This window comes from Actinomadura rugatobispora, assembly GCF_042656285.1.
GTDB lineage: Bacteria > Actinomycetota > Actinomycetes > Streptosporangiales > Streptosporangiaceae > Spirillospora > Spirillospora rugatobispora.
In genome coordinates this window covers 75,077-100,747 of sequence record NZ_JBHSON010000022.1, presented here as the reverse complement: position 1 = coordinate 100,747, position 25,671 = coordinate 75,077, and the positions used below count along the sequence as shown (strand labels likewise).

24 protein-coding genes are annotated in these 25,671 nt (G+C 72.7%); 12 read left to right on the top strand and 12 right to left on the bottom strand.

Annotation, left to right across the window (positions count from 1 at the left end; translation table 11 throughout):
• Positions 1 to 108 precede the first annotated feature (108 nt).
• From ACFPZN_RS17880 to ACFPZN_RS17855, 6 genes are all read right to left on the bottom strand, one after another.
• Positions 109 to 1,653: an AMP-binding protein gene (locus ACFPZN_RS17880; protein WP_378283121.1), complete on the bottom strand. Its 1,545-nt coding sequence runs from the start codon at positions 1,651 to 1,653 to the stop codon at positions 109 to 111.
• A gap of 50 nt (positions 1,654 to 1,703) precedes the next feature.
• Complete coding sequence (locus tag ACFPZN_RS17875) at positions 1,704 to 2,642, bottom strand: cyclase family protein (RefSeq protein ID WP_378283120.1); 939 nt, start codon at positions 2,640 to 2,642, stop codon at positions 1,704 to 1,706.
• A 43-nt stretch (positions 2,643 to 2,685) separates the two neighbouring features.
• Positions 2,686 to 3,384, bottom strand: coding sequence for a TetR/AcrR family transcriptional regulator (locus ACFPZN_RS17870; RefSeq protein WP_378283119.1), 699 nt, complete (start codon positions 3,382 to 3,384; stop codon positions 2,686 to 2,688).
• Positions 3,385 to 3,485: 101 nt separating this feature from the next.
• On the bottom strand, positions 3,486 to 4,709 hold the full coding sequence (locus ACFPZN_RS17865; RefSeq protein WP_378283118.1) for a CaiB/BaiF CoA transferase family protein: 1,224 nt from the start codon (positions 4,707 to 4,709) through the stop codon (positions 3,486 to 3,488).
• A 395-nt stretch (positions 4,710 to 5,104) separates the two neighbouring features.
• On the bottom strand, positions 5,105 to 5,512 hold the full coding sequence (locus ACFPZN_RS17860; protein WP_378283117.1) for a carboxymuconolactone decarboxylase family protein: 408 nt from the start codon (positions 5,510 to 5,512) through the stop codon (positions 5,105 to 5,107).
• The gene (locus tag ACFPZN_RS17855; RefSeq protein WP_378283116.1) at positions 5,505 to 6,368 is read right to left on the bottom strand and encodes an NAD(P)-dependent oxidoreductase; all 864 of its coding nucleotides are present in this window, start codon (positions 6,366 to 6,368) and stop codon (positions 5,505 to 5,507) included. The genes ACFPZN_RS17860 and ACFPZN_RS17855 overlap by 8 nt, the downstream gene beginning before the upstream one ends.
• Before the next feature lie 188 nt (positions 6,369 to 6,556).
• Here ACFPZN_RS17855 and ACFPZN_RS17850 point away from each other — a divergent pair, with 188 nt between their 5' ends.
• The 3 genes from ACFPZN_RS17850 to ACFPZN_RS17840 all read left to right on the top strand — a co-directional run bounded on the left by ACFPZN_RS17850 (position 6,557) and on the right by ACFPZN_RS17840 (position 11,589).
• Positions 6,557 to 8,860: an MFS transporter gene (locus ACFPZN_RS17850; protein WP_378283115.1), complete on the top strand. Its 2,304-nt coding sequence runs from the start codon at positions 6,557 to 6,559 to the stop codon at positions 8,858 to 8,860.
• Between the two features lie 299 nt (positions 8,861 to 9,159).
• Entirely contained in the window at positions 9,160 to 10,563 is a 1,404-nt protein-coding gene (locus tag ACFPZN_RS17845; RefSeq protein ID WP_378283114.1) for an amidohydrolase family protein, read from the top strand.
• A gap of 18 nt (positions 10,564 to 10,581) precedes the next feature.
• The gene (locus tag ACFPZN_RS17840) at positions 10,582 to 11,589 is read left to right on the top strand and encodes an LLM class flavin-dependent oxidoreductase (RefSeq protein WP_378283113.1); all 1,008 of its coding nucleotides are present in this window, start codon (positions 10,582 to 10,584) and stop codon (positions 11,587 to 11,589) included.
• A gap of 64 nt (positions 11,590 to 11,653) precedes the next feature.
• On the opposite strand, the gene ACFPZN_RS17835 is transcribed toward ACFPZN_RS17840, so the two are convergent.
• Genes ACFPZN_RS17835 through ACFPZN_RS17820 form a run of 4 tightly spaced genes read right to left on the bottom strand, consistent with a single transcriptional unit; the run spans position 11,654 to position 16,335 of the window.
• Positions 11,654 to 12,754 carry an ABC transporter permease gene (locus ACFPZN_RS17835; RefSeq protein ID WP_378283112.1) on the bottom strand — a complete coding sequence of 367 codons (1,101 nt, stop codon included), beginning with the start codon at positions 12,752 to 12,754 and terminating at the stop codon, positions 11,654 to 11,656.
• Complete coding sequence (locus ACFPZN_RS17830) at positions 12,751 to 13,836, bottom strand: ABC transporter permease (RefSeq protein WP_378283111.1); 1,086 nt, start codon at positions 13,834 to 13,836, stop codon at positions 12,751 to 12,753. Before ACFPZN_RS17830 ends, ACFPZN_RS17835 begins: the two co-directional genes overlap by 4 nt.
• Positions 13,833 to 15,329: an ABC transporter ATP-binding protein gene (locus ACFPZN_RS17825; RefSeq protein WP_378283110.1), complete on the bottom strand. Its 1,497-nt coding sequence runs from the start codon at positions 15,327 to 15,329 to the stop codon at positions 13,833 to 13,835. Before ACFPZN_RS17825 ends, ACFPZN_RS17830 begins: the two co-directional genes overlap by 4 nt.
• A 4-nt stretch (positions 15,330 to 15,333) precedes the next feature.
• A complete protein-coding gene (locus ACFPZN_RS17820; RefSeq protein ID WP_378283109.1) occupies positions 15,334 to 16,335 on the bottom strand; it encodes a BMP family protein in 1,002 nt (333 codons plus the stop codon).
• A 237-nt stretch (positions 16,336 to 16,572) separates the two neighbouring features.
• Between ACFPZN_RS17820 and ACFPZN_RS17815 the strand changes: the two genes are divergently transcribed.
• From ACFPZN_RS17815 to ACFPZN_RS17790, 6 genes are all read left to right on the top strand, one after another.
• Positions 16,573 to 17,760 carry a M20 family metallopeptidase gene (locus ACFPZN_RS17815; RefSeq protein WP_378283108.1) on the top strand — a complete coding sequence of 396 codons (1,188 nt, stop codon included), beginning with the start codon at positions 16,573 to 16,575 and terminating at the stop codon, positions 17,758 to 17,760.
• A complete protein-coding gene (locus tag ACFPZN_RS17810) occupies positions 17,757 to 18,857 on the top strand; it encodes a pyridoxal phosphate-dependent aminotransferase (RefSeq protein WP_378283107.1) in 1,101 nt (366 codons plus the stop codon). Before ACFPZN_RS17815 ends, ACFPZN_RS17810 begins: the two co-directional genes overlap by 4 nt.
• Complete coding sequence (locus ACFPZN_RS17805; protein WP_378283106.1) at positions 18,854 to 20,296, top strand: amidase; 1,443 nt, start codon at positions 18,854 to 18,856, stop codon at positions 20,294 to 20,296. Before ACFPZN_RS17810 ends, ACFPZN_RS17805 begins: the two co-directional genes overlap by 4 nt.
• Positions 20,297 to 20,531: 235 nt before the next feature.
• Entirely contained in the window at positions 20,532 to 21,263 is a 732-nt protein-coding gene (locus tag ACFPZN_RS17800) for a GntR family transcriptional regulator (RefSeq protein ID WP_378283105.1), read from the top strand.
• Between the two features lie 82 nt (positions 21,264 to 21,345).
• Entirely contained in the window at positions 21,346 to 21,555 is a 210-nt protein-coding gene (locus ACFPZN_RS17795) for a sugar phosphate isomerase family (RefSeq protein WP_378283104.1), read from the top strand.
• Positions 21,552 to 22,085 (top strand): HAD domain-containing protein, encoded by a 534-nt coding sequence (locus tag ACFPZN_RS17790; RefSeq protein WP_378283103.1) that lies wholly within the window; start codon positions 21,552 to 21,554, stop codon positions 22,083 to 22,085. The genes ACFPZN_RS17795 and ACFPZN_RS17790 overlap by 4 nt, the downstream gene beginning before the upstream one ends.
• Positions 22,086 to 22,087: 2 nt before the next feature.
• Here ACFPZN_RS17790 and ACFPZN_RS17785 read toward each other — a convergent pair whose 3' ends face one another.
• A complete protein-coding gene (locus ACFPZN_RS17785) occupies positions 22,088 to 22,837 on the bottom strand; it encodes a hypothetical protein (RefSeq protein ID WP_378283102.1) in 750 nt (249 codons plus the stop codon).
• 128 nt (positions 22,838 to 22,965) lie between these two features.
• Here ACFPZN_RS17785 and ACFPZN_RS17780 point away from each other — a divergent pair, with 128 nt between their 5' ends.
• Together ACFPZN_RS17780 and ACFPZN_RS17775 are read left to right on the top strand one after the other, a co-directional pair.
• Complete coding sequence (locus ACFPZN_RS17780; RefSeq protein ID WP_378283101.1) at positions 22,966 to 23,322, top strand: BlaI/MecI/CopY family transcriptional regulator; 357 nt, start codon at positions 22,966 to 22,968, stop codon at positions 23,320 to 23,322.
• Between the two features lie 2 nt (positions 23,323 to 23,324).
• Positions 23,325 to 24,197 (top strand): M56 family metallopeptidase, encoded by an 873-nt coding sequence (locus tag ACFPZN_RS17775; RefSeq protein WP_378283100.1) that lies wholly within the window; start codon positions 23,325 to 23,327, stop codon positions 24,195 to 24,197.
• On the opposite strand, the gene ACFPZN_RS17770 is transcribed toward ACFPZN_RS17775, so the two are convergent.
• Positions 24,130 to 25,026, bottom strand: coding sequence for an AAA family ATPase (locus ACFPZN_RS17770; RefSeq protein WP_378283099.1), 897 nt, complete (start codon positions 25,024 to 25,026; stop codon positions 24,130 to 24,132). The genes ACFPZN_RS17775 and ACFPZN_RS17770 overlap by 68 nt on opposite strands.
• Before the next feature lie 7 nt (positions 25,027 to 25,033).
• Between ACFPZN_RS17770 and ACFPZN_RS17765 the strand changes: the two genes are divergently transcribed.
• A complete protein-coding gene (locus ACFPZN_RS17765; protein ID WP_378283098.1) occupies positions 25,034 to 25,636 on the top strand; it encodes a TetR/AcrR family transcriptional regulator in 603 nt (200 codons plus the stop codon).
• The last annotated feature ends 35 nt before the right edge of the window (positions 25,637 to 25,671 follow it).

Genomic DNA, 25,671 nt, shown 5'->3' with positions numbered 1-25,671 from the left:
CGCCCGGCCGGCCCGGACAAGCCCGATCCCGTTAAGTGGATGGAGGCATCTCCGAAAAAGAGAGTGCCATATGCCGCTACGGCCGTGCCAGGCGCGGTCCGCCCCCGGCTAGCCGGACGTCCGGCGCGCCTCGATGTCCCGCCGCAGCACGAACTTCTGGACCTTGCCGCTGGCGGTGCGGGGGAAGTCGTCGACCGCGTGCACCTCCTCCGGCCACTTCTGCTTGGCCAGGCCCACCCGCTCGAAATGGGCCCGCAGCTCGTCCATCGTGGGCACGGGACGTCCCTCCCTGAGCCGCAGGACGGCGGCGGCGTGCTCGCCCAGCCGCTCGTCGGGCGCGGCCACCACCACCGCCTCCGCGACGTCCGGCAGGGTCAGCAGCGCCTCCTCGACCTCCAGGGCGCTGATGTTCTCGCCGCCGCGGATGATGATGTCGGACTTGCGGTCGGTGATCGTGATGTAGCCGTCCTCGTCCATCACCGCGATGTCGCCCGTGTGGTACCAGCCGTCCTCGTCGAAGGCCCGCTTCGTGAGGGCCTCGTCGGTGTAGCCCAGGCACAGGTCCGGGCCCCGGCTGAGGATCTCCCCGTCCTCGGTCAGCCGCACCTCCACGCCCGGCAGCGCCTTGCCGTCGGTGTAGACCCGCTTGGCCTCGGGCGCGGTGTGCAGCGAGGCCGTCATGGACGGGTGCTCGGTGCTGCCGTACGAGCGGTAGACCGTGATGCCGAGCCCGGTGAGCCGGCCGGTGATCGCCGCCGGGACGGCCGCGCCGCCCAGCCCCGCGTACTTCATGGACCGCAGATGCCGGTCGGCGAAGTCGGGGTGGTCCAGCAGGCTGGTGATGTAGTACGGCACGCCGCCGCCCACGATGAGGCCGTCGCTGTCCATCAGCGCCAGGACGCGGCCCGGGTCCCAGACGTCGGCGAGGTGGATCGGCCAGCCGTCCAGCACCGGGACCAGGAAGGCGCCCACCATGCCCATGAAGTGCCCCACGGGGGCCGAGGTGAGCTGCCGCGCCAGCTCGGGCGGGTAGCGCTCGGACATCTGGCGCGTCTCGCAGCCGAGGGTCCGGTGGCTGTGGATCACGCCCTTGGGGTCGCGGGTGGTGCCCGAGGTGAACGCGATCACCGCGGGCGCCGCCGGGTCCACCGGCAGCGTCCCGGCCATCGGGTCGGCGGCGAGCAGGCTGTCGAAGTCGCGCCCGACCACGCCCACGATCGGCACGCCCTCGAACAGGTCGTCCTGGAACTCCAGCCGCCCGAACTTCTCGGCGCCCACGAACACCCGCGGCCGGACCGCCTCCAGGATGTAGCCGACCTCCTTACGCCCGTAGAAGTGGACGATCGGCACCACCGTCGTCCCCAGCAGCGCCGACGCCCAGAACACCGCCGCCGCCTCCATCCAGTTGGGCAACTGGAAGGCGACCACGTCACCCGGCCCCACGCCCCGTTCCCGCAGCCCACCGGCCAGCCGCCGCGCCACCAGCTCCACGTCGGCGAAGGTGCCGCTCCACGGCCGCACGGAGGAGTGCACCCGGAACACCGCCTCCGGTGCCGCCGCCAGGCCCCGGGCCAGCAGCTCGCCGAGCGTGTCCCGCGTCCACCACCCCTCCGCCTCGTACCGCTTGACCAGCTCGCTGGGAATCGTGCGCATGGCGATGGCTCCAGAATCCGAGGCCCGCCCGGGGCCGGGCGGGGCGGAGGTCACTTGACCGCGATGGGGTTGACGGGCGAGCCCACGCCGCCGGGGATGTTCAAAGGGGACGCGACGAACATGCACTCGTAGACCCCGTCGGCCGCGCAGTCCTCGGCCAGGTCCTCGAAGTCGAACATCTCGCCGAGGAGCAGGCCCATGTCGCGGATCGCGAGCATGTGGAAGGGGATCATCGGGCCGTCGCCGTTCGCGCGGAGCGCCTCCACGGCCAGGTTGTCGGCGCACACGGCGGCGATCCCGTGGTCGCGGATCCAGCGGGCGCACTCCCAGGTGAGCCCGGGCGACGCGCCGGGGGCGACGTCGAGGCCGCGCCGCTGCCGGGGGTAGGTGCCCGTGCGCAGCAGCAGCACGTCGCCCGGCCGCGGCGTGACACCGGCCGCGCCGAGCACGGCGTCCAGGTCGGCGGGCCCGACCTGGGTCCCGGGGGCGAGATGGGTGGTGCCCAGATGGCGCGGGACGTCCACCAGGACGCCGCGCGACACGACCCCGTTCACCAGGTTCTGGATCGAGCCGTGCACGGCGCCCCACGCCGTCACCGCGGTGTCGTGGTGGCGGCCGTTGTAGAGCAGGTCGTCGTACCAGAGGTGGGCGAGCGCGTCGAAGTGCGTCGACGAGTGCGTCCCGATGATCAGCATGTCCTCGGAGGAGGCGAAGTCCCACGCGTCGCCCCGGGGGCTGTCGCCGCGGTACCGCGTCATCGTGTGGATCGGGTTGAAGCGCCCGCTGGTCTTCATGTCGTGGGGGCCGTTCTCGTCGGCGGGGACCGAGAGAGCGAAGGACACCCCGCGCCGTACCGTCGCCGCCGCCGCCGTCACCACCTCGGGGGTGATGAGGTTGAGCGTCCCGCGCTCGTCGTCCTCGCCCCAGCGCCCCCAGTTGCTCAGCTCGCGTCCGAGCGCCCGGACCCCGTCAAGATCGATCACCGGCATGGTTCGAGCCTCCCGCTGAGCTGTCGACAGGTGAGTCCGCGCGTCAGCCGGCCCCTTCGGCCGAGACCGGCTCGGCCCCCTCGGCCGAGACCGGCCCGGGTCCGTGCAGGGCCGTCAGGCAGAACCGCCAGACGTTGTCCGCCAGCAGCGCGCGGTCGGGCGGATCGCTCAGCCCGAGGACAAGGGTGTGGAACGACGTCGTGACCATCGAGGTGATGATGTGGACGTCCCATTCCAGGTCGGCCGGCCGCACCAGCCCGGCCGCGCGGGCGTCGGCGACCATCTCCCGGACGAGCTCGGCGTACGCCCGGTTCGTCTCGGCGATCCGCTCCGGATTGGTCGCGGCGATCCGCACGTGCTCGTTGGCGATCACGCGGTTCAGCCGCCCGTCGTCCCTGGGCCAGTCCAGCGGCCAGGTCACCGCCATCCGCAGCCGGACCAGCGGATCGCCGGAGGCGCCGAGGATGCGCTCCCGGATCCTCGGGATGGTGCCGTTGATGAAGGTCGTGAAGACCGTCTGCAGGAACTCCTCCTTGTTGGGGAAGCACCGGTAGAAGGTCTTGATCGCCACGCCCGCCCGGCGGACCAGCTCCTCGATCGTGTACGAGGAGTCGCCGTGCTCGAACAGCAGCTGCTGCCCGGCCAGGACGAGCTTCGTCCGCGGCCCGACGAAGGTCCCCGGCTCGGGGCGCGCGACCGCGTCCCGAGCGATGAGCTCGCTCCATCCAGGATCTCGCGTCACAGCGAAAGGGTAGCGTGCGATCGGCGGCCTCCCCCTTCCCCGGGGAACCCGGGAAGCCCTCCGCGGGGTCGGTCTCGGTCATGGCGGTTCGTCCTCTCGACTCAGACCACGCCGGAGTCCTTGAACTCGGTGATCGCGTCCCAGCCGTAGCCCAGCTCGAGGAGCACCTGCTCGGAGTGCTCGGCGTGCTCGGGCGCCCGGCCCAGCTCGGGCACCCGCTCGTCGAACTGCACGGGCGCGCTCATCAGCCGGACGTCGGTGCCGTCGTAGTCGACCGACACGGCGTACCCGTTCTCGACCACCTGGGGGTCCTCGGCCGTCTCCAGCATCGTGCGCTGGACGGCCCAGGGCCCGGCGAGCGTCGCGAGCCGCCGCTCCCATTCGGCCAGCGGCAGGGCGGCGAAGAGTCCCTCGAGCACGGCGACGCACTCGGTGAGGTTCTCGGCGCGCGCCGCGGCGTCGGCGAAGCGCCGGTCGTCGATCAGGTCCGGGCGGTCGAGATGGCGGCACAGGTCGGGCCACCACCGGTCGGACTCGATCATCATCAGCGCGATCCAGCGGCCGTCGGCCGTCCGGTAGCTCCAGCCGATGGGGTTCCTGGACCGCCCGGTCAGGATGGGGAACTCGCGGTCCAGCCCCCAGCTGTAGAGGACGGCGCTGGAGTGCTGCCACAGCGCGGTGCCCAGCAGGGAGACGTCCACGGTGGCGCCCTGGCCGGTGCGCTCGCGGCGGTAGAGGGCCGCGGCGATGCCGAACGCGAGGTTCATCGCGCCGGCCTTGTCGCCGAAGGCGGGCGGCTGGGGGAGCGGCCGGTCGGCGTCCTCGGCGGTGAAGCTCGCGGCGATGCCGCTGCGCATCCAGTAGGCGGTGAAGTCGTACCCGCCCCGGTCGGCGTCGGGGCCGCGCGCCCCCTGGCCCGTGGCCCGGGCGTAGATGATGCGCGGGTTGCGGGCCCGGACCGCGTCCTCGTCGAAGCCGAGCTTGGCCCGCGCCGGCCCCCGGAAGTTCGTCACGAAGACGTCGGAGCGGTCCACGAGCTCCATGAGCAGCTCCTGGCCGCGGGGATCGCGCAGGTTCAGCCCGATGCTGCGCTTGCCCCGGTTGGTCTGGGCGGTGACCACGTTGACCCCGCCGACCGCCGGCATCACGCCGGAGGTGGTGAGCGCGCGCTGCGGGTCACCGGTGACCGGGTCCTCCACCTTGATCACCGAGGCGCCGAAGTCGGCCAGCACCGCGGCCGCGGCGGGCGCGAACGTCCACTGCGCCACCTCGAGCACCTGGACGCCGTCGAAGACGGGCAGCGCGTCCGCCGGTCCGCCGGGCACGGGGCCCTCCCCCTCGCCCGCGCTCATGCCGCCGCCGCGCGGCGGGCGGCCTGGCGGGCGGCTCGGGGGGCCAGGGGGTCCCGGCCGGGTCGCAAGGCATGGCGAAATGGCGCCGTTGGCACGGTCGTCGCTCCTCCGCGCTAGAGGGCAAATGGTACTCGCTGGAGACGAGAAGACGCTTCTCCTAGATCGGAAATCAACCTTAACCAGGAGAAGAGCGTATGTCCATAAGCCGCCGGAAGATCGTTGCCGGAGGCGGGCGAGGCCCCCGCGCCTGGTCAGCGGGCCCTGGCGTCGCTCGGAGGTGGGCGCGGGGGTGGGAGTGGGGCTCCGCATTGATTATGGAGAAGCCCATTCTCCTGAGGGCGACGGCCTTGCCGACGTGCTGATCCGTATTACCGGGGCCGCTTCGTGTCCCTTTCCTGGCCGCCGTCCCGCTCGCGCCGGGCGCGCTTCTCGTGCCTGGCGACGTGGGTGTCGACCTGGACGCTGACCTTGGTCCCCAGCGGCCAGCCGATGTAGTGCGTCAAGAAGACGGCGATCTCGCGCAGCTCGTCCGGGGAGAGCTCGCCGTTGGCCAGGGCCGCGGGGATCTGGAGCTCCATGACGTCGGTCTGGCCCTGGCCGGCCAGGACGCCCAGGATCAGCAGGCGCCGGTCGCGCACGCTGAGGCCGGGGCGCGTCCAGATGTCCCCGAACAGGTGGTCCACGGTGATGCCGAAGAAGTCGCCGGGGGAGTCGCCGACCTCGAAGCCGTACACCCGGCGCATCATCTCCAGGCCGCGTTCCCGCCGCTCATCCATCGGCGCCGCCCCGTCCGGCGGACGCCTCCAGGCCGAGGCCGGCGGCGAGGCGGTCGAGGGCGAGCCGGGTCATCGGGACGTCCACGCCGAGCTCGCCGGCCAGTTCCACGGCGAGCGCCAGGTCCTTCTCTCCGAGGTCGCGCACGTTCCGCAGGACGTCGTAGAGGCCGTCGTCCGGGGTCAGCGGCGCGGCCGTCGGCCGCAGCATGATCGAACTCGGCCCGCCGGTGATCGCGTCGGTGTGCCGGACGACCCTGGCCAGCTTGCGCAGCGACACCCCGGACGCCTCCGCCAGCCGCTGCGCCTCCGCCGCCGCGGCGAAGGCCGCGAACTGCAGCAGGTTGCGGGCGAGCTTGGCCCGCGTGCCCGACCCGACCGGGCCCATGTGCAGGACGAGGCCCGCCCAGGCGCCGAACGGCTCGCGGCACCGTTCGAACGCCTCCTCGGTACCGCCGGCCATCACGGCGAGGTTGCCCTCCGCCGCCCCGATGAACGAGCCGCTGACCGGGGCGTCCACCACCTCGATCCCGTGCGGGGCCGCGCGTGCGGCCAGGTCTTCGGCGGTACGGGCGCGGATCGTGGAGTGGATCGCGAGCACGGTGCCGGGCCGGGCGGCGGCTAGGACCTCCGCGCCGACCTCGGCCACCTGCGCGTCGTCGCGGACCATGACCGACACGACCCGCGCCCGCTCGGCCACCTCCGCCACGCCGCCCGCGGCCCGGGCGCCCGCGGCGGCCAGCGGCGCCATCGCCTCGGGGCGCGCGTCGTACACGATCAGGCCCGCGCCGGCCAGGTGGCCGGCCATGGGCGCGCCCATCTGCCCCAATCCGATGAAGCCCAGTTCGACGGCGCTCATGCGCGGACCACCCTGCCCTCCACAAGCAAGCGATCGGTTGGTCACCTCTCCGTTGCAGAGTACCCGCCGGGGCGGGGGAGGGCGCAAGGACGGGCCCGCCACGGCCCGGCCCCGATGTGTGCATCGTGCATAACGTATGTAGAGTGCACATGGCATCCGAGCCGGTTCGGTGCCCGAGAGGAGAGAACGTGTCCCCAGCACCCCGGGCCGGGGCGATCGTCGGCGTCCTGGCGTGCGCCGGCATCGTGGCTTCCCTGATGCAGACCCTCGTGGTCCCGCTGATCGGCGAGCTGCCGCGGCTGCTGGACACCAGCCCGGCCGACGCCTCGTGGGTCCTCACCGCGACGCTGCTGGCGGGCGCCGTCGCCACCCCCGTCGTCGGGCGCATGGGCGACCTGTACGGCAAGCGGCGCGTGCTGCTGGGCTGCGTCGCGCTGCTGGTGGCCGGCTCGGTCGTCAGCGGGCTGGCCGACTCGCTGGTCCCGATGGTGGTCGGGCGGGCCCTGCAGGGCATGGCGTCGGGCATCATCCCGCTGGGCATCAGCATCATGCGCGACGTGCTGCCCGCCGAACGCCTCGGCTCCTCCATCGCGCTCATGAGCTCCTCGCTCGGCGTGGGCGGCGCGTTCGGCCTGCCGCTGTCGGCCGTCGTCGTCGACAACGCCGACTGGCACGCGCTGTTCTGGGGGACCGCGGTCCTGGCCGTGCTGATCGGCGTCCTGGTCTTCCTGTTCGTGCCCGAATCCGAGGTCCGCGCCCGCGGCCGCTTCGACCACCTCGGCGCGGCGGGCCTGTCGGCCGGGCTGGTGTGCCTGCTGCTCGCGGTGTCCAAGGGCGGCGACTGGGGCTGGGACAGCGGCACCACGCTCGGCCTGTTCGGGGCCGCCGCGCTGATCCTGCTGCTCTGGGGCTTCTGGGAACTGCGCGTCGCCGAGCCCCTGGTCGACCTGCGGACGACCGCCCGGCGCCAGGTGCTGCTGACCAACCTGGCCTCGATCGTCATCGGCTTCTCGATGTACGCGATGTCGGTGCTCTCCCCGCAGATCCTCCAGCTTCCCGAGGCCACCGGCTACGGGCTGGGCCAGTCGATGCTCGCCGCCGGTCTGTGGATGGCCCCCGCCGGGCTGGTGATGATGGTCGTGTCCCCGATCGGCGCCAAGCTGTCCGCGGTCGCCGGGCCGAAGATCTCGCTGCTGACCGGCGCGCTGATCATCGCCGCCGGGTACGGCGTCGCGCTGCCGCTGATGGGCGAGGCGTGGGGGATCCTCGCCTTCTCCTGCGTCTGCAGCGCGGGCGTGGCCTTCGCCTACGGCGCCATGCCCGCCCTGATCATGGGCGCGGTGCCCGCCTCGGAGACCGCCGCCGCCAACGGCTTCAACACCCTGATGCGCGCGGTCGGCACCTCGACCTCCAGCGCCGTCATCGGCGTCGTCCTGGCGCAGATGACCGTGCGCATGGGGCCGGTGTCCATCCCGTCCGAGAACGGGTTCCGCGTCGGCTTCCTCATCGGCGCGGGCGTGGCGGTCGCGGCCGCGCTCCTCACCCTGAGCATCCCGGGCCGCCGCCGCCGCGCCCCGGCCGCCCAGATCACCGCTCCGGCCGAGCTTGCCGGTCCCGCGGCCCCCGCTCCCGCGCCTGTGGCTCCCGCACCCGCGCGGGCCGCCGTCCCGGAGGTCCCCGCAGCGACGGGCTCGACCGTCGTCAGCGGGACCGTCCTGAGCGGGTCGCGGCCCGTCACGGGCGCCGCGGTGACGCTGATCGACGACGCGGGCCGCCAGGCCGCGCACGCCGTGAGCGGCGAGGGCGGCCGGTACGCCCTGAGCACCGCCAGGACCGGCCCGTTCCTGCTGGTCGGTTCGGCGGCCGGGTTCGAGCCGGCCGCTGTCCCGGTCCAGGCGGCCGGGGCCGCGATCGACGCCGACGTCCGCCTGACCGGGCCCGCCGGGGCGGGCGGCACCGTCCGCGACGCCGTGACCGGCGAGGCCGTGCCGGGCGCGACGGTGGTGGCCGTCGACGGCACCGGCGATGTGCTGAGTTCGACCGTCACGGGGGACGACGGCGCGTTCTTCCTGACCGACCTGGCCGCGCCGAACCACACCCTGGCCGTGCGCGCCGCCGGGTACCGGCCCCAGGCGTTCCAGAGCGAGTCGCCGGGCGCCGCAGGCTACTGGGCGATCGCCCTGGAGCCCGCGGCCACGCTGAGCGGGACGGTGCGCGCCACGTCCGGGAATCCGCTCCCGGACATCCGGGTCGCGGTGCTGGACTCCGGCGGCAACGTCGTCGCCGCCTCGGTCACCGGCGCCGACGGGTTCTACCGGTTCGACGACCTGGCCGCGGCCGACTACACGCTGGTGGCCAGCGGGTACGCGCCCGTCGCCGGGACCGTCAACCTGAACGGCACCGGAGTGGACGCCTTCGACCTGGAGCTGTCGCAGCACGTCGACCCGCAGTCGGCGGCACCCGTCCGGCAGGAAGACGCCGCCTCGCGCTGACGCGGCCCCGCCCGTGAGAACGCCCGGCCCTTCGGCCGGGCGTTCCGGCTTTCGCGCACCGACTCGGGCACGACCCGCTCACAGATTTGAGATCTCGGTATCTCACTTTTCCCGGAGCTTGTCCTGGATGCGGCTCGTGGTGCGTGTCAAGCCATCTGATGAGGTGTAACACGCCATTAACGTGAGGGGCTGGTCCGCGAACCGAGGGTGGAAGTTCCGTTCTCGGGCCCACCTCTTGACAAGGGGGCGGCCCCTCCTTGAGATTTGAGATCTCAGACATCGTCCCTGCTGGAGTGCTCATGACCGATAGGACACCGTGCGACATGATCATCACCGCGGGTTGGGTGATCACGGTCGACGCCGAACGCCGGATCTTCCAGGACGGTGCCCTCGCGGTCACCGGAACGAAGATCGTGGAGGTGGGCAAGGCCGCGGACCTCGACGGCCGGTACGCGCCCGCGTCCCGGATCGACCGGCCCGACGCGGTGGTCATGCCCGGCATGGTCAACGGCCATCGGCATCTGCTGTGCTGCGCCAAAGGCGCGATGCCCGAGGGCGGGACGACGCTGGAGTCCTTGCGGCGCTTCATCTACCCCTCCTTCTCCTCCCTCGAGCCGGAGGACATGAACGTCTACGCGCGGCACGCCACGGCGGAAATGGTCCGCAACGGCACCACGTTGTTCGAGGAGCCCGGCTGCGAGCACCTCGACGCGGTGCTGCCGGCGATCGCCGAGTCGGGCATGCGCGCGCGGATCGGCCTGTGGACCTGGGACCAGCAGGGCTCGGGCGGCACCGACGGGCTGCCGGACTGGCTGCGGCTCGACACCGCGGCCGCGATCCGGCGTCTGGAGACCGGCATCGAGACCGTGCAGAAGTTCGGCGACGAGCGCATCCGTCCCGCCGCCACGATCGAGGGCGTGACGACCTGCTCCGACGAGCTCACCGTCGCCGCGGCCCGCATCGCCGAAGAGACCCGGACCCTCGCGGTGCAGCACAAGTCGACCAGCGAGCGGGAGGTCGAACTCGAACTGAGGGTGTTCGGAGAGCGCCCGATCCAGCACTGCGCCAGCATCAAGGCGCTCAACCCCTACACCCTGCTCAACCACGTCACCAGCCTCGACGCCGACGATGTGGCGGCCATCGCCGACACCGGCGCGACGGTCTCGCAGAACCCCACGACCGCCCTCAAGCTGGCCAAGGGCACCACGGTGTTCGGGAAGTGGCCCGAGCTGATCGAAGCCGGTGTGCCGATGGGCCTGGGGACCGACGCCGAGAACTGCTCGAACCACCAGGACATCTGCCGCGCCATCTACCTGGCGGCGCTGCTGCCGCGTGACGCCCGCCGCGACCCCAACGCCGTCAGCGCGGAGACCGCCGTCGAACTCGGCACCCTGGGGGGCGCCCGGGCCCTGCGTTTCGACGACGTCACCGGTTCACTGGAAGCGGGCAAGGAAGCCGACATCGTCATCTTCGACACCGATGACTACGACTGGCGCCCGCTGCACAACCCGATCGCCAACCTGGCCTACGGCGTCACCGGCCACTCGGTCGACACCGTGCTCATCGGCGGGCGGATCGTCCTCAAGGACAAGAAGAGCACCATCTTCGACGAGGGCGCCCTGCGCGAAGAGGTCGAACGCACCGACCGGCGCATCCTCAAGAAGATCGGCATCGACCCCAAGCCCACCTGGCCGGTTCTCTGACGGAAAGAGGTCGTTCCCATGGACGGTGGCGTCACGCTCCAACCGGTCTACGAGCCGGACCGGTTCGTCTCGATGGTCCAGCACATCGAGCGGGCCGGAATGAAGAACCTGTGGCTGACCGACTCCTCACTGCACTCCCGGTACGCCTACGCGTATCTGACGCTGGCGGCGGTGAACACCGCGACCCTCAGGCTCGGCACGGCCGTCACCAATCCGGTGACCCGGCACCCCGCGCTCGGCGCCGTGGGCGTCTCCACCATCGACGAGATCTCCGGTGGACGGGCGATCTACGGCATCGGCGCCGGGGACCGGCCGCTGGAAGCCCTGGGGCTGCGGCCCGCGAGGCTCGCGCTGCTCGAGGACGCGATCGTCGCCGCGCGCCGGCTGTGGAGCGGCGAGCACATCACGATGCGGGCACGCGGGTTCGAGCTCGACGACGCGCACCTGCGCTTCGCCTCCCGACCGGACATCCCCGTCTACGTCTCGGCGAGCGGCCCGAAGACGCTCGAACTCGCGGGGCGGATCGCCGACGGCGTCATCCTGCTCGCGGGACTGCACCCGGACGGGATCGAGTACGCCCTGCGGCACATCGACCGCGGCGTCGACCAGGGCGGCCGCTCCGCGCGGCCCGAGATCACGGTGTTCGCCTACGGCGCGATCGACGAGGACGAGGACGCGGCCCTGGAGGCGGGCCGCACGATCGCCGCGTGGTTCCCGATGACCGCCCCGATGTACTGCGAGATCGCCGGCCTCTCCGCCGAGCTGGTGGCCCGGGTCCGCGAGGAGTACTCCGGCGGCGAGTTCCAGGAGGCGGCCAGGGCCGCCGAGCTGCTCCCCGCCGAGTTCGTCCGTCGCATGGCGCTGGCGGGCGACCGGGCGGCGGCGCGCGAACACATCCGCACCCTGGCCAAGCTCGGCATCGACAGCATGACCGTCTTCCCGATCGGGGGCGACGCCACCAGCCGCCTGGCCACGGTGACCGCCTTCGCCGAGTGCCTGCGCGAGGAGGGACACCTGACCGGGTGAATCCCGTAAGCGGAGAGCCCCGCGTCCCCGAGGGGACGCGGGGCTCTCCCGGCTCCACCGGCTCTCAGCGCCGGAGCGCCTGCAGGGGCCTGCCGATCATCGCCGGGGCGCGCACGTCGCGGGAGGAACCGGCGAGGGCGGCCAGGCTGAGGATGTAGGGAAGGCTCAGCCAGAACTGCGATGGCAGCTGTACGTCGGGCAGGGACATCGCGCCGACCAGCCCGGCCGTGACGCAGGCGGCGCCGGTCGGCACCAGCCACCGTGGCCGCGGACGCGACCTGCGTACCCGGAGCACCGCCGCCAGCGCGAGGGCGGCCCCGATGGCCAGCAGCGCGATCCAGACCTCCCTGGGCACCGACCCCATCGACTGCAGCCGCAGCTGGAGCGCGTCGGTGAAGCCGAAGACCAGGCAGGCCGCCACGACGCCGTAGGGCCGCCACTGGCCGAAGACCACCGCGGCGAGGGCCAGGAACCCGCGACCGGCCGTCATGTTCTCGGCGAACAGCCCGACCTGCCCGACCGACAGGAACGCTCCGCCCAGCCCGGCGAGCGCGCCCGCGGTCAGCACTCCGATCCACTGGACGCGTATGACGCTCGCGCCCGTGGAGTCGAGCACCTCCGGCTTCTCACCGGCCGCCCGGATCATCAGCCCGCGGCGCGTCCGGAACAGGACGAAGGCGACGGCCGGTCCCAGCACGTAGGCGAGATACACGAGCGGGAGCTGATCGAACAGGACCGGGCCGATCCCCGGGATGCCGGACAGCAGCGGTACGGCGAAGGGTTCCATCCGTACCGTCGTCGGCTGCGAGCCCTCGAACTGCAACCGGTAGAGGAACAGCGTCACGCCCGCGGCCAGCAGGTTGATCGCCACGCCCACCACGATCTGGTCCCCGCGCAGGTTCACCGCGGTGAACGCCATGATCGCGCCGGTCAGCAGGCCCACCGCCAGGCCGGCGGCGAGCCCGAGGAGCACGCTGTGGGTGCCGTAGGCGGTCAGGAACGCGGCGTAGGCGCCGAAGAGCATCATCCCCTCGAGGCCGATGTTGATGACCCCGGCGCGTTCGGAGACCAGCTCGCCCAGCGCCGCCAGCAGCAACGGGACCGACAGCCGGACGGCCGCGGCGAACAGCGCGACGTCGAAGAGGGTGGTGTCGAAGGGGATCACGAGGCGACCTCCTGAGCCACGGGAGGGGCGGCGGCATCGTCCTTGCGTGGCCGGGAGCGGGGCCGGCGGCGGTCGAGGTACCAGGCGGAGGCGGTGACGAGCAGGATCACGATGGCCTGGGTGGCGGTGACCAGACCCGAGGAGATGCCCACGCGGGCCTCGAGCAGTCCGCCGCCCTGGCGCAGCGCGGCCAGCAGGAACGCCGCGGGCACGCAGCCCAGCGGCGAGTTGCGGGCCAGCAGCGCGACGACGATGCCGTCGAAGCCGTACTCGGCCGAGAAGCCGGGCGCGAGATTGCCCGCGGGGGAGGCGAGGACCAGCGACGAGCCGGCGACGCCGGCCACTCCGGCGGACGCGCACAGCGCGCCGGCGCCGACCAGGGTGGTGCGGGTCCCGGTCGCCCGCGCGGCCTCGGCGTTGGCGCCGGTGAGCCGGAGCCGGTAGCCCACGACGGTGCGGCGCAGCACGAACGCGGCGGCGACCACCAGGGCGATCACCAGGATGATGTCGGCGCGGAGCGTCGTGCCCGGCAGCAGGATCGGCCACCGGGCGGACGGGGCGACCGGCGAGCTCTGCCCGAGCGTTCCCGTCGGCTCCTCCATCGGGCCGTTGGCCAGCCAGGACACCATCTGCGTCATGATCAGGGTGAGCAGCAGGGTGGCGATGAAGTCGTTGACCCCGTAGCGCGCCCACAGCCAGGCCGCGACGCCTCCCAGCGCGGCGCCGCCGACCGCGCCGGCGGCCACGGCGAGCGGAAGGTGCACGGCCCCGGGCAGCCCGGCCGCCCCGAGCCCCACGACGGCGGCGAGCGTGCCGCCGGCGAGGATCTGCCCCTCCAGCCCGACGTTGAGCCGCCCGGCCCGGGAGGCGATCACCCACCCGATGGCCGCGAGGACCAGCGGGACGAACTTGGTCAGGGTCGCGCCGAACTGCGCGCGGCTGCCGAAGGCGCCGTCCCACATGGCGCGGGCGGCCTCTCCCACCGGCGCGCCGGTGAGCGCGATGACCAGCAGGGACGCCGCCAGCGCGAGCACCACCGCGCCGAGGCTGACCAGCGGCCCGCGCACCGCGTGGACGCTCATCGCCACTCACCTCCGGCCGCCATCAGCTCCCCGAGGCGTTCCCGGGTGGCGGCGCCGGCGTCGAGGACCGCGACGATGGCGCCGCCCGACATCACGGCGACCCGGTCGGAGAGCGCGAGGATCTCGTCCAGCTCGGCCGAGAACAGCACCGTGGCACCGCCCGCGGCCTTGTGGGCGTTGATCCGGGAGTGGACGAACTCGATCGCGCCGACGTCCAGCCCGCGGGTGGGCTGCGAGGCGATCAGCAGGTCGGGCCCGCCGTGCAGTTCCCGGGCCAGGACGATCTTCTGCTGGTTGCCGCCGGACAGCCGTTCCACCGGGGTCTCGGGGGAGCGCACCCGGATCTGGAACTGCTCGATCAGCGACCGGCAGTGCGCGCGGACGCGTCGTGCGGACAGCGTGCCGTACCGGCTGAATCCGGGGTCGCCCACCGCCCGCATCATCAGGTTGTCCGCCACCGACAGCGACAGCGCCAGGCCGTCCTTGTGCCGGTCCTCGGCGATCACGCCGACCCGGGCCGGCCCGGCGCCCGCGGCCGGGGCGACCGTGACGGTGCCGGCCGTCGGCGCACGGACCCCGGCGAGCAGATCGGCCAGCTCGCTCTGCCCGTTGCCCTCCACTCCGGCGATGCCGAGCACCTCGCCCGAGCGCACCTCGAGGTCGATGGGACCGAGGGCGCGGACGCCCCGGTAGGCGGCCAGCGTGAGGCCCCGGGTCCGCAGCACGGGCGATCCGGTGGCGATCGAGGGGCGCTCGGTCCGCAGGACGACGTCGCGGCCGACCATCATCCTGGCCAGTTCTTCGGGCGGGGTTCCCGAGACCTCCACGGTGGACACCACACGTCCCGCGCGGATCACCGTGCAGCGGTCCGCGACCGCGGCGATCTCGCCGAGCTTGTGCGTGATCAGCACGATCGCCATGCCGGAGCGGGCGAGGGCGCGCAGCACGACGGCGAGCCGGTCCCATTCGGCGGGGGAGAGCACCGCGCTGGGCTCGTCGAGCAGCAGCACCCGCGCGTCGCCCATCAGGCACTTGAGGATCTCGATGCGCTGGCGCTCGCCGACCGGCAGGGTGTTCACCGGCTCGTCGGGCCGCACGGGCAGCCCGTGCCGCTTGCTCAGCTCGATCAGCCGGGCCTTGATCCGCCGGTCGTCGAGCCGCCAGGGCTGGGCGGCCCCGCGCGACAGCGCCACGTTCTCGGTGGCGGTCATGTCGGGCACCAGCATGAAGTGCTGGTGGACGACGCCGATCCCGCGCGCCCGCGCCGCGTCCGGATCACCGGGCGGGAGCGGGGCGCCGCCGACGAACACCTCGCCCTCGTCCGGCCGGGTCAGCCCGGCCAGGACGCGGACCAGCGTCGACTTGCCCGCCCCGTTCTCGCCGAGCAGGGCGAGGATCTCGCCGGAACGGACCTCCAGGTCGATGCCGTCGTTGGCGACGAGGTCCCCGTAGCGCTTGGTCACCCCGCGCAGCCGGAGGACGTGCTCCGCCATGGCCTCAGCCGCCCTGCGGCATCGTGACGGCGCCGGAGTTGATCTTCGCGGTGGTCTGGGTGACGACCTCCTGGTGCCCGGCCGACGACGGGCACAGCCTGAGCGCCTGGACGTCCGGGTCCTCCAGCGCGTAGAAGCGCGGCTCGGCGGGAAGGCTGCCGGCCTTGTAGTCCTTGAGCACGTGCTGGACCATGACCCGGGTGTTCTGGTAGGCGAACCCGATCAGGTGCGGCGACTCGGAGCAGCGGTCGGTGGTGGGGTTGAACACCTTGACGTCCTTGCCGGATTCGGCGACCGCGTCGAGCACGCCGGGCAGGCCGGCGTCCTGGAAGGCGTAGATGACGTCGGCCCCGTTGGCGATCTGGGCCGCGGTCGCCTCCTTGGCCTTGGCCGCGTCGCTCAGCGAGCCGACGGTGGTGGAGGCGACCTTGATCTTCGGATCGGCCGAGCGGGCTCCCGCGGCGAAGTCGATCGAGGACTGGGAGTTGGGCGGGATGTCGGTGCCGCCCACGTAGCCGATCGAGCGCGTCTTGCTCGCCCTGGCGGCGACGACGCCGGCGACGTAGGCGGGGACTCCCTGCCTGGTGGCGTAGGTGTGCAGGTTCCTGATCCCCTTCTGCACGACCCCGGACATCACGAAGGTGACGTCGGGGAACTGCGGGGCGACGGTGTTCCCCGCCGACACCAGCGAGCTCCCGCCCGCGATGATCAGGTTGTTGTCGGCCGCCAGATTGGTGAGCGCGTCGACCGCCGCCTGCGGTGAGTCGACGTTGTCGACGACCGAGACCTTCATGCCCTCCTGGGACGCCATGGCCTGCACGCCGTCCAGGTAGGACTGGTAGAACGCCTTGTCGTTGCGCGGGCCCGCCAGCACCACGCCGACCTTGGTGCCCTTGGCCGAGCCCGAGCCTTGGGCGGTCCCCCCGCTGCCCGAGCAGGCGGTGACCAGCAGCGCGGGAGTGACCACCAGGCCGAGCAGGCCGCGGCGCCAGGACGTTCGGTTCATGAGTTCTCCTCAAGGACGGTGCCCACACTGGCGACAGTTTGAGATCCTGAGATCGCACCTTGGTTCGCGAGCATCATCGCTGAGGGCTACAAGCCGGTCAAGACCGCTTGAACTGCTGTTACATCGAAGAAACATGCGGAGGAGGGGACTCGTGCCACGGCTTCACCTGGGCGGAACTTGACAGATGCCAGCTCGGTCGCGGAGATTTGAGATCGCATTTTCGGACCTGGGGGTGTGATGGAGAAGTCAGCCGCGGTCGCCAAGGCCATCGACAGCGTCGACGAGGACCGGGTGGTGTCGCTCGTCCAGGAGGTGTGCAGGATTCCCAGCGTGCTCGGAGACGAGCGGGGACTGGCGGAGTACCTGCTGGGCGTGCTGGAGGACTCCGGCTTCGCCGGTGCCGGGCTCCAGGAGGTGCTGCCCGACCGGCCCAACGCCGTCGGTGAGATCGATTTCGGCTCCGGGCCGCGGGTCGTCCTCACCGGGCACATGGACACCAAGCCGGTGTCGATCGGCTGGACCGACGCCGAGCCGTTCGGCGGCGAACTGATCGACGGGTTCGTCTACGGCCACGGCATCATGGACATGAAGGCCGCCCTGGTCTGCCAGATCGTGGCGGCCGAGGCGGTCCGCGCCTCCGGCGTGCCGGTGGCCGGACGTCTCGCCTTCGCCGCCGTCAGCGACCACATGGGCGACCAGCTCGGATCGATCCGCTACTTCGACGAGTACGACGCCGATCTGTGCGTGCTCGGCGAGCTGTCCGACAACGAGATCTACCTCGGCCACCGCGGCCGGTACTACTTCGACATCACCGCCCAGGGCCTGTCGGCGCACACCTGCCACAAGCCCCTGGCCGTCAACGCCAACGTGCTGGCGGCCAAGGCGATCCTCGAACTCGAGGCCTCCCGGCTGACGCCCGAACTCGAACCGTGGGTGCGCGACCTGTTCGGCGAGGAGACCTACATGGCGCCCGGCCGCGTGTACGGCGGCCTGCCGCCCGGCGGCCCCTCGATGATCCCGGACGAGTGCGTCATCCGGCTCGACTGCCGGCCCCAGCCCGGCGTGGACGTCGCGACCGTCCGGGGCGAACTGGAGCGGTGCCTGGACAGCGTCGTGCGCGCCGATCCGCGGTTCAAGGCCAAGGTCGAGCTCGCCGACGTCAAGTCCCCCTACGTCGCCGATCCGCACAGCACGGTCGTCCAGACCATGGTCGAGGCCGTCCGGCAGGTCCGCGGCACCGAGCCGCGGCTCAAGGCCGCCGGCTGGCTCGGCGACACCGCCAGCTTCGGCGAGCGGATCCCCACGGTGATCTTCGGTCCCGGCGGCGAGCCGGTCTACTGCCCCAACGAGCGGCTGTCGGTCGAGGACATCATCGAGGCCACGAAGGTCTACACCGCCTTCTCGACGCTGGCCCTGCTGTCATGACCGCGGCCTGGTCGTTCGAGTTCCTGCTGAACCGCCCGGGGGTTGCGTGGATGGGGCAGAACACCACGCATCTGGAGCCGCCGCCGGAGGTGCTCGACGCCCTGCTGCGCAGCACCCGCGCGCACGAGTTCCAGCTCTACGCCCCGGCCCTGGGGTTCGAGGAACTGCGTGAACTCATCGTGGAGGACCTCGGCCTGCCCGGCATGGCGGCGTGGATCACCGACGGCGCGGTCGGCGGCCTGCACCACATCTGCACCGCCCTGGCCGGCGACATCACCCGGCTGATCACCACCGACCCGGGCTGGCCGTGGCCGGGCCGGTTCGCCGGGCTGGAGAACGTCCCGGTGTCCACGGTGGAGGTCTACGGGGCCGGGCACGGCTGCAGGATGACGGCCGGGCAACTCGCGAACACGATCGAGGCGGGTTCCCTGATCTACCTGATCGACCCGCTGAACCCGCTGGGCAGCCGGTACGAGCGGGACGAACTCGCGGCGATCGCGGAGCTGGCGCGCGAGACCGGGTCGCTGATCGTCCACGACTGCACCTACCGCCACTTCGCCGACGGGCACACGCTGGCCGCCGAGCTCTACCCCGAGGGAACGCTGACCACCTACAGCTTCTCCAAGTGGCTGGGGCTGGCCGGGCTGCGGCTGGGCGCGGTGGTCGCCGCACCCTCGCTGCTGTCCCGGCTGACGGCGGTCCCGTCGAACCCCCTGGGCGCCAACATCCAGGCGCAGCGCGCGGCCATCGCCGGGCTGAAGGTCAAGGGGCCCTGGCTGGACCGGCTCCGTGCCACCAACCGGCACAACCAGGAGATCGTGTGCCGCGCCGTCGACGACAGCGGCCTGGGCTCGGTCGTGGTGCGTCCCTCGCACGGCAACTTCCTCGCCGTCGACATCGGCGCCGGCTCCCGGACGTCCGAGGAGATCTGCCGTGCCCTGCTCGACCAGGACATCTTCATCCGGCCCGGGACCTACCAGTCGCCGCGCTTCGGTGAGCGGTTCGTCAAGATCAGCACATCGGTGCCGACGGAATGGGCCGAGCGGTTCGCCGCGGCCTGGTCCGGGCTGCCGGCCCCCACCGGGACGGGGCGATGACGGCACGGTTCGCGGATCTGGGCCTGGAGGAGTACCGGGCGGCCAGCGGGGTCGAGCTGGGCCGCCGGGTGGCTCGGGGAGAGCTGTCACCGGTGCAGCTCACCGAGTGCGCCCTGCACCTCGCCCGGGCGGCGGAACCCGTGATCAACGCCTACGCGGCGCTGCTGCCCGAACGCGCCCTGCGCCAGGCCGCGGAACTGGAGGCCGAGGCCGCGGCCGGGCGCGTGCGCGGCCCTCTGCACGGCGTGCCCATGGCGGTCAAGGACAACATGCTCTACGAGGGGGAACCCACCGGCAAGGGCTCCCGGACCAGCCCCGGCACCCCGGCCACCGCCTCGTCCCCGATGGTGGAGCGGCTGCTGGCGGCGGGGACCGTCGTGATCGGGAAGACCACCACGCCCGAGTTCGGCTGGAAGGGCACCGGCATCTCGCCCCGCACCGGGGTGACCCGCAACCCGTGGAACCCGGCGCGCAACTCCGGCGGTTCCAGCGCCGGCGCGGGCGCCACCGTGGCCTCCGGCGCGGTGCCCATCGCCACCGGCACCGACGCCGGCGGCTCGGTCCGGATTCCTGCGGCGTTCTGCGGCGTCGTGGGACTGAAGCCCACGCTGGGCGCCATCCCGGTGTGGCCGGGCACGGTCAACGAGAACCTCTCCCACGCCGGTCCGCTCACCCGGCATGTCGATGACGCCCGGGCCGTCCTCGACATCACCCGGGGCCCCGACCCGCGAGACCCGCAGTCGTACCACGCCCGCCCGCCCGCCGGGAGCCCGTCCCGCCGCATGCGGGTCGGCGTCGTCCGCGCGCCCTTCGGAGTGCCTCCCGGCGCCGAGGTCGCACCGGCCGTCGACGCCGCGCTGGAGCTGCTCGCGGCCACGCTGACCGCCTCGGACGCCGCCGAGTTCCAGGACGTCGACCTTCCCGCGCGGCCGCCCCGCGAGATCTTCGAGGCGCTGTGGGTCACCGGTCGCGGCCTCGGCTTCCGCGACCTGATCCGCGAGCGGGCGGAGGTGATGGATCCGGGGCTGGTGCGGCTGGCGACGCTGGCCGAGGGCTACGACCTGGCGGCCTACTACGCCGCCCTCACGCGCCGGCGCGAGTTCAACGCCGAGCTGCACCGCTGCCTCGACGAATGGGACCTGCTGGTCATGCCGACCATGCCCATCGCCGCCTTCGCGGCCGACGCCGAGGTCCCCGAGGGAGGCGAGATCGGCGCCCCGCTGCCGTGGATCACCTGGACGCCCTACACTTATCCGTTCAACATCACCGGCCAGCCCGCCATCACCCTCCCGGTCGGGCTCGGCGCGGGCCGGATGCCCGCGGGCGTGCAGATCGTCGGCCCTTGGGCCCACGACGACGCGCTGCTCGCGTTCGCGCGGCTGTGCGAGCGGGCGCTCGCCCCCCTGAATGAGACGACCGTTGTTCCGGCGGGCTGGTGACGCTGTGAAAGGCGTGGGTGAGTTCGCCCGTGGAAATTCCGCTCGTTCCGCGACCGACCTGAGGAATTGGCGGCCAGGGCGCCGCCGTTCGGTTGAAACGGCTGCCGCCGGGCGTCTCGGCGTTATCGGATGAGTGCGGCACCCGGGCCCGGGTCCGTCGGGCAAGATTGTAGGCATTGCTGTCCGGGACGCGGACGCGGCCGGACAAGGGATAACGAAAGCGAAGGTCATATCGATGGCTAGGGCACAGGTCGGGAAAAGCCCGGGCGAGGGGGCGCTCGCCGACATCCTCGCCATCTCCGCAAACGAGACCGACCCTGATCATCATCTGCAGATCAAGGAGGTCGTGTACCGGAGGCTCGTGCGCGCCATCGTCGAACTCCACCTGCGCCCCGGGCAGCAACTGCGCGAACGTCAGCTCGCCGAGCAGATGAGGGTGTCGAAGACCCCCATCCGGGAGGCTCTCGTACGGCTGGAGAAGGAAGGGCTGGTGACGGTGGCGCCCTACCGGGGCGCGATCGTGCGCGGCTACACCCATACCGACGTGCGCGAGATCTACGAGCTGCGCGAGCTGCTCGAAGGCTTCTGCGCCCGGCGGGCCGCCATGCAGATCAGCGACGCCGACGAGGCGGAGCTGCGCGCGAACGTCCGGCGCAGCCGCGAACTGCTCGACGCGGGGGCCTCCGACGAGCTTCCGGCCCTGTTCGACGAGTTCGACCGCATCCTCTACCGGCAGGCGGCGGGTCATCGCATCGGCGGCCTGCTCGTCGAGCTGGACCTGCACCTGGAGCGGCTCGGCAATCTCACCGTCGAGGTGCCGGGACGCCTGGACGCCTCGGTCCGGCAGCACGAGGCGATCGTGCACGCGATCATCAAGCGGGACCCGCCCGCCGCCGAGTCGGCCTGCCGGGACCACATCCGCAGCGTCTACGCCGATCTCATCAGCGAGCTCCCCGAGGGCTGGTGAGCGACGGGGGCGCTCGGCGGAGCAGCCCCCGCACGGGAAGCCGCCTGCCAGGGCAAGATCCGGCAGGCGGCTCGTCGGCACGATGATCGTCCTGGTGGAGCACCGCACCCGGGCGGGTGCGTCCAAGATCGTGGAGATCTGCACGCTCCCGCTCACCGGCGCGTCCTGCGTCCACCGGATCATCACCGGCCTCGCCGTCATCGACGTGCCCGGCGGCCTCGTGCTCGCCGAACGCGCCCCGGCGTCACGCCCGCGGAGGTCCGGGACGCGACCGGCTATCGTGCGGCCGTGACGGGTTCCGCGCAGCGTCCGCTGCTCTTCCTCGATGTCGACGGGCCGCTCATCCCGTTCGGGACGCCCCCGCCGGGGCGTCCGGACGGCCACCCGACCTACGAGACCGATGACCGGCCCCTGCCGGCCGGTTCCAATCCGCTCCTCGGCAGGATCGACCCCGCCCACGGGCCGCGGCTGATGGCCCTGGGCTGCGAACTTGTGTGGGCCACGACGTGGGGAGAGGACGCGAACGACTGCGTCGCGCCGTGGATCGGCCTGCCCCGGCTGCCGGTCGTGGACTGGCCCGAGCCGTCCGCCGCCGACGAGCGGGACGGACTGCACTGGAAGACCCGCGCGCTCGTCGAGTGGGCCGCGGGACGCCCCTTCGCCTGGGTCGACGACGAGATCACCGACATCGACCGGGCCTGGGTGACGGCGCACCACGCGGGAAGCGCTCTACTCCACCGGGCCGACCCCCGCCAGGGCCTCACCGGAACCGACCATGCCGCACTCCACCGGTGGGCGCGCACGGTCATGGACAGGGTCTGACCTCAGCGGTGCAGGCCGCGCGCGATCCGCAGCAGTTCCTCTTCGGAGAGCGGGGGAGCGGCTCGCGAGATGACGGCGAAGCCGATGCCGTCGGCGCTCCAGCCGATCTCGCGTCCGAGCCGGTCGCCGTCGCTCCTGATCTCGGCGACGTGACCGTTGACGTCGGCTCTGCCCCGGGAGGACATGCCGGACAGCGGCGGTGCGGGTGACGCGCTCTGCACGATGAGCAGCTCGGCGTGGTCCCCGGCCGAACGCGCATGGTCGCGGGACCAGGTGACGGGCGCCCGCCGCGACATCAGGGGAGCGCCCGCGGGCGCGAGGAGGCTGTCCCGCAGGAACCGGTACCGCGGTGGAAGGTGGCCGATCCGCCAGAGCCGGCGGCCGTCGAAGTAGGGGACGGGCGCCGAGGACGAGGTGTCGGTCAGCGTCCGGCCGGAAAGCGGCCGCTTCAACGTCGTGCTCACCTGCACGATGTGCAGCGCCTGGGCGCATGTCTCGTCGGTGCCGATCTCGTTCAGCGTCAGCGCCACGCGCCGGCCGTCCTCGTCCGCGGACAGTTCGAACCGGGGGCAGGAGGCCCGCGCCGGAACGGCGGGCACGATGACGCGTCCTTCGGGCGTGACCAGCGCCCGGACAATGGGCTGAGGGAACGCCTTCTCGCCGACGATCCCGCAGCCGGCCGCGATCACGGTGCACTGGAGGGACAGGCCCGAGGCCACCATGGCCCGCCGACGACCTGAACCCCGTCCCATGGCTCGATGCTCGGTCAGCGTCCCCGCCGAGGCAATACCCCCGGCGCCCGCTTTCACCGGTCGTGCACTGCTACACGCGTAGTAACGTGTGGGCGGATCCGGGTCCGTCGAGCGGTGGGAGGTGTGGGGTGGCGCGACGACAGCTCGGGCAGTTGGAGGCCGAGGTCCTGGCCGCGCTGGCAGCGGCCGGCGACTTCGTCGGCACCGCCGACCTGCGCTCCGGCCTCGCCGGTGATCCCGCCTACACGACGGTCAACACGATCCTGTTCCGGCTGCACGACAAGGGCCTGGTCACCCGCAAGCGGGTGGGGCGCCAGTTCCGCTACCGGCTCATGGTCGACGAGGCGCGGCTGGTGTCCGACCGGATGCACGACCACCTGCGCTTCGCCAGCGACCCCTCCAGCGTGCTGAGCCGGTTCGTGCAGGATCTCAGCCCCGAGCAGGCGCGCCGTCTGCGGGAACTCCTGGACGGCCCGGAGGAGTAGGGATGATCGAGTACACGTTCCTGCCCGCGGCGATCGCGCTGCTGCTGGGCCTGGTCCTGGGGTGGGCGCCGCTGCCGCTGCACCCGGTGTGGTCGGCCCGGCTGGCGGCCACCACGGCGGTCACGGCGGCGCTGGCCACGGCCGGCACACTGCTGTTCGTCACGGTGAACTACGCCGCGACGCTGTTCCCCGACGCCGCCGACCGGCTTCCGGAGTGGACGCTGTTCGGCGACGACACCCCGGTGCCGGCCCCGCTGGGCGTCCCGGCCACGGTCCTCACCGTCCTCGTCGCGCTGGTCGTGGTGCGCTCGGCGGTGCGGTGGACGCGCGAGGTCCGCACCGCCCGCGAGTTCTCCCGGTCGGTGCTCGACACCGACCTGCCGATCGCGGTGGCCATCCCCGGCCGCCACGGCGGGGTACTGGTCTCGCGCGGGCTGCTGAAGGTCCTGGACGCCGGGGAGCTGCAGGTCGTCTTCCGGCACGAGCTGGCCCATCTCCGCCACCGCCACCACCGCTACCTGGCGGCGGGCTCGCTGGCGGCGGCCGTGGTGCCGCTGCTGCGGCCCCTGGACCGCCGGCTCCGGTTCGCCACCGAGCGCTGGGCGGACGAGGAGGCGGCCGAGGCGGTCGGCGACCGGGCCCTGGTCGCGCGGACGATCGCGAAGGTGGCGCTGGCCCGGCCGACGAGCCCCGCGCCGCTGCCCTCGTTCACCGACTCGGTCGTGGTGCAGCGCGTCGCCGCGCTGCTGGCCACCCCGCCCCGCAAGAACCCCGTGAGCGGCCCGGTCATCCTCGCCGGCAGTGGCCTCACCACCGGCGCCCTGGCAGCCGCGGCCTTCCAGCTCGACCACGCCCTGGCCTCGACGTTCCTCTGAGCCCCGAGGCGGCTCCCGCTTCGACCTCCCGCGGGGACCGGCCGAACCCGATGGCCCGCAACGCGTCCGCGGCCGGACGGTCCAGGAGCACCGCCATGGTGCATCCCCGGGGCGGCCGTCCCCGCTCGGTGCGTGCGATGAGCCGGCCGGTCGTGCGGCAGTGACGGGCGAAGGCCCGCCCGGAGACCCTGCGCCCCCGCGACGCCTGGCCCGCCAGCGCCACATCGGGCGGTACGTCCAGCAGCAGCAGGGTGAGGGCGCCGCCGCGGAGCCGCGCCTCCCTCGCCAGCCACCGCCTGATCCAGGCGTGGGCGCCGCTGTCGTGCACGAGAACGCTGTCACCGGAGCGCAGGGCCCGCCAGAGGCGCACGTAGTGCATGGCCCGGACCAGCGGCCGGTACGCGCCGTACGGCAGGAGCGGCAGCCGCCGTTCCCAGTCCTCCCGGGCGTCCTGGGAGTCGACCCAGCGCACCCGGGCGCCGTGCTGGATCGTCCGCTGGATCAGGGTGCTCTTGCCGCTGCCGGGCAGCCCGGACACGGCGACCAGGTCGCCGGCCGGGAACCGCAGCTCCGTGACGGCCGTCCAGGGCTCCGGGCCGCCCGCGCGCAGGTCCAGGGGCGTCGGCTGGGAGGTCGACCGGGTCAGGTGCAGCCGCAGGCCGGTGCCGGCGACCGGCCGCGGGGGCGCCGATGTTCCGGCCCCTCGGACCGCGGGGTGACGCGGGGCGTCGTCCAACCGGCTCGCCGCCTTCCAACTACTCTCGTAATAGTTGGAAACGTAGCACCCCGCCGCGCGCCGGGCGCGCACCGGGACCGAACCGCCTAGCATGCGGGACGTGCCTCGAATCTCCGGCTCCCTGGACCAGCACCGCGCCGCCGTGCGCGGGCGCATCCTCGTGGCGGTGCGGGAGATCATGGCCGCCGAGGGCGTCGACCGGCTGTCGATGGCGGAGGTGGCGGCCCGCTCGGGGCTCGGCCGCGGCGTCGTCTACAACTACTTCGCCGACGTCCGGGCGCTGCTGATCGCGCACGCCGAGCACGAGACCACGCGGTTCACCGAGGAGCTGCACCGGGCGCTGGAGCCGGCGACCACGCCGACCGAGCGGATCGTGGTGTACGTCCGGCGGCAGCTGGCCGACTTCGCCGCCTGTCCGCAGCCCGCCGGTCCGGAGCTGGCCACGCTGCTCGGCCCCGACGGCTACCGGCGGATGCAGGCCCACGTGGAGCCGCTGGGCCGGATCCTGGCCGGCATCATCGCCGACGGCGTGGCCACCGGGGAGTTCGCCCCCTGCGACCCGGCGGCCACGGCCCACCTCCTGCACGCCTGCCTGGGCGCCGAGCGCCACCCCCTAGGACAGGGGAGCCGCGACCTGGAGGAGACCACCGGCAACGTCACCACCTTCGTCCTAAGAGGCCTGGGCGCCTCCCCCCGCCACTGATCTTGAAGGGGCGGCATTCCGCTGCGTGACCGCAT

What these genes read in the sequence shown, in the direction of transcription:
- ACFPZN_RS17845 (WP_378283114.1), top strand. Translation starts at nt 9,160, where the DNA reads ATGACCGATAGGACACCGTGCGACATGATCATCACCGCGGGTTGGGTG.
- ACFPZN_RS17805 (WP_378283106.1), top strand. Translation starts at nt 18,854, where the DNA reads ATGACGGCACGGTTCGCGGATCTGGGCCTGGAGGAGTACCGGGCGGCC.
- ACFPZN_RS17855 (WP_378283116.1), bottom strand. Translation starts at nt 6,368, where the DNA reads ATGAGCGCCGTCGAACTGGGCTTCATCGGATTGGGGCAGATGGGCGCG.
- ACFPZN_RS17825 (WP_378283110.1), bottom strand. Translation starts at nt 15,329, where the DNA reads ATGGCGGAGCACGTCCTCCGGCTGCGCGGGGTGACCAAGCGCTACGGG.
- ACFPZN_RS17875 (WP_378283120.1), bottom strand. Translation starts at nt 2,642, where the DNA reads ATGCCGGTGATCGATCTTGACGGGGTCCGGGCGCTCGGACGCGAGCTG.
- ACFPZN_RS17800 (WP_378283105.1), top strand. Translation starts at nt 20,532, where the DNA reads ATGGCTAGGGCACAGGTCGGGAAAAGCCCGGGCGAGGGGGCGCTCGCC.
- ACFPZN_RS17880 (WP_378283121.1), bottom strand. Translation starts at nt 1,653, where the DNA reads ATGCGCACGATTCCCAGCGAGCTGGTCAAGCGGTACGAGGCGGAGGGG.
- ACFPZN_RS17820 (WP_378283109.1), bottom strand. Translation starts at nt 16,335, where the DNA reads ATGAACCGAACGTCCTGGCGCCGCGGCCTGCTCGGCCTGGTGGTCACT.
- ACFPZN_RS17840 (WP_378283113.1), top strand. Translation starts at nt 10,582, where the DNA reads ATGGACGGTGGCGTCACGCTCCAACCGGTCTACGAGCCGGACCGGTTC.
- ACFPZN_RS17795 (WP_378283104.1), top strand. Translation starts at nt 21,346, where the DNA reads ATGATCGTCCTGGTGGAGCACCGCACCCGGGCGGGTGCGTCCAAGATC.
- ACFPZN_RS17810 (WP_378283107.1), top strand. Translation starts at nt 17,757, where the DNA reads ATGACCGCGGCCTGGTCGTTCGAGTTCCTGCTGAACCGCCCGGGGGTT.
- ACFPZN_RS17770 (WP_378283099.1), bottom strand. Translation starts at nt 25,026, where the DNA reads ATGCTAGGCGGTTCGGTCCCGGTGCGCGCCCGGCGCGCGGCGGGGTGC.
- ACFPZN_RS17815 (WP_378283108.1), top strand. Translation starts at nt 16,573, where the DNA reads ATGGAGAAGTCAGCCGCGGTCGCCAAGGCCATCGACAGCGTCGACGAG.
- ACFPZN_RS17830 (WP_378283111.1), bottom strand. Translation starts at nt 13,836, where the DNA reads ATGAGCGTCCACGCGGTGCGCGGGCCGCTGGTCAGCCTCGGCGCGGTG.
- ACFPZN_RS17785 (WP_378283102.1), bottom strand. Translation starts at nt 22,837, where the DNA reads ATGGGACGGGGTTCAGGTCGTCGGCGGGCCATGGTGGCCTCGGGCCTG.
- ACFPZN_RS17860 (WP_378283117.1), bottom strand. Translation starts at nt 5,512, where the DNA reads ATGGATGAGCGGCGGGAACGCGGCCTGGAGATGATGCGCCGGGTGTAC.
- ACFPZN_RS17775 (WP_378283100.1), top strand. Translation starts at nt 23,325, where the DNA reads ATGATCGAGTACACGTTCCTGCCCGCGGCGATCGCGCTGCTGCTGGGC.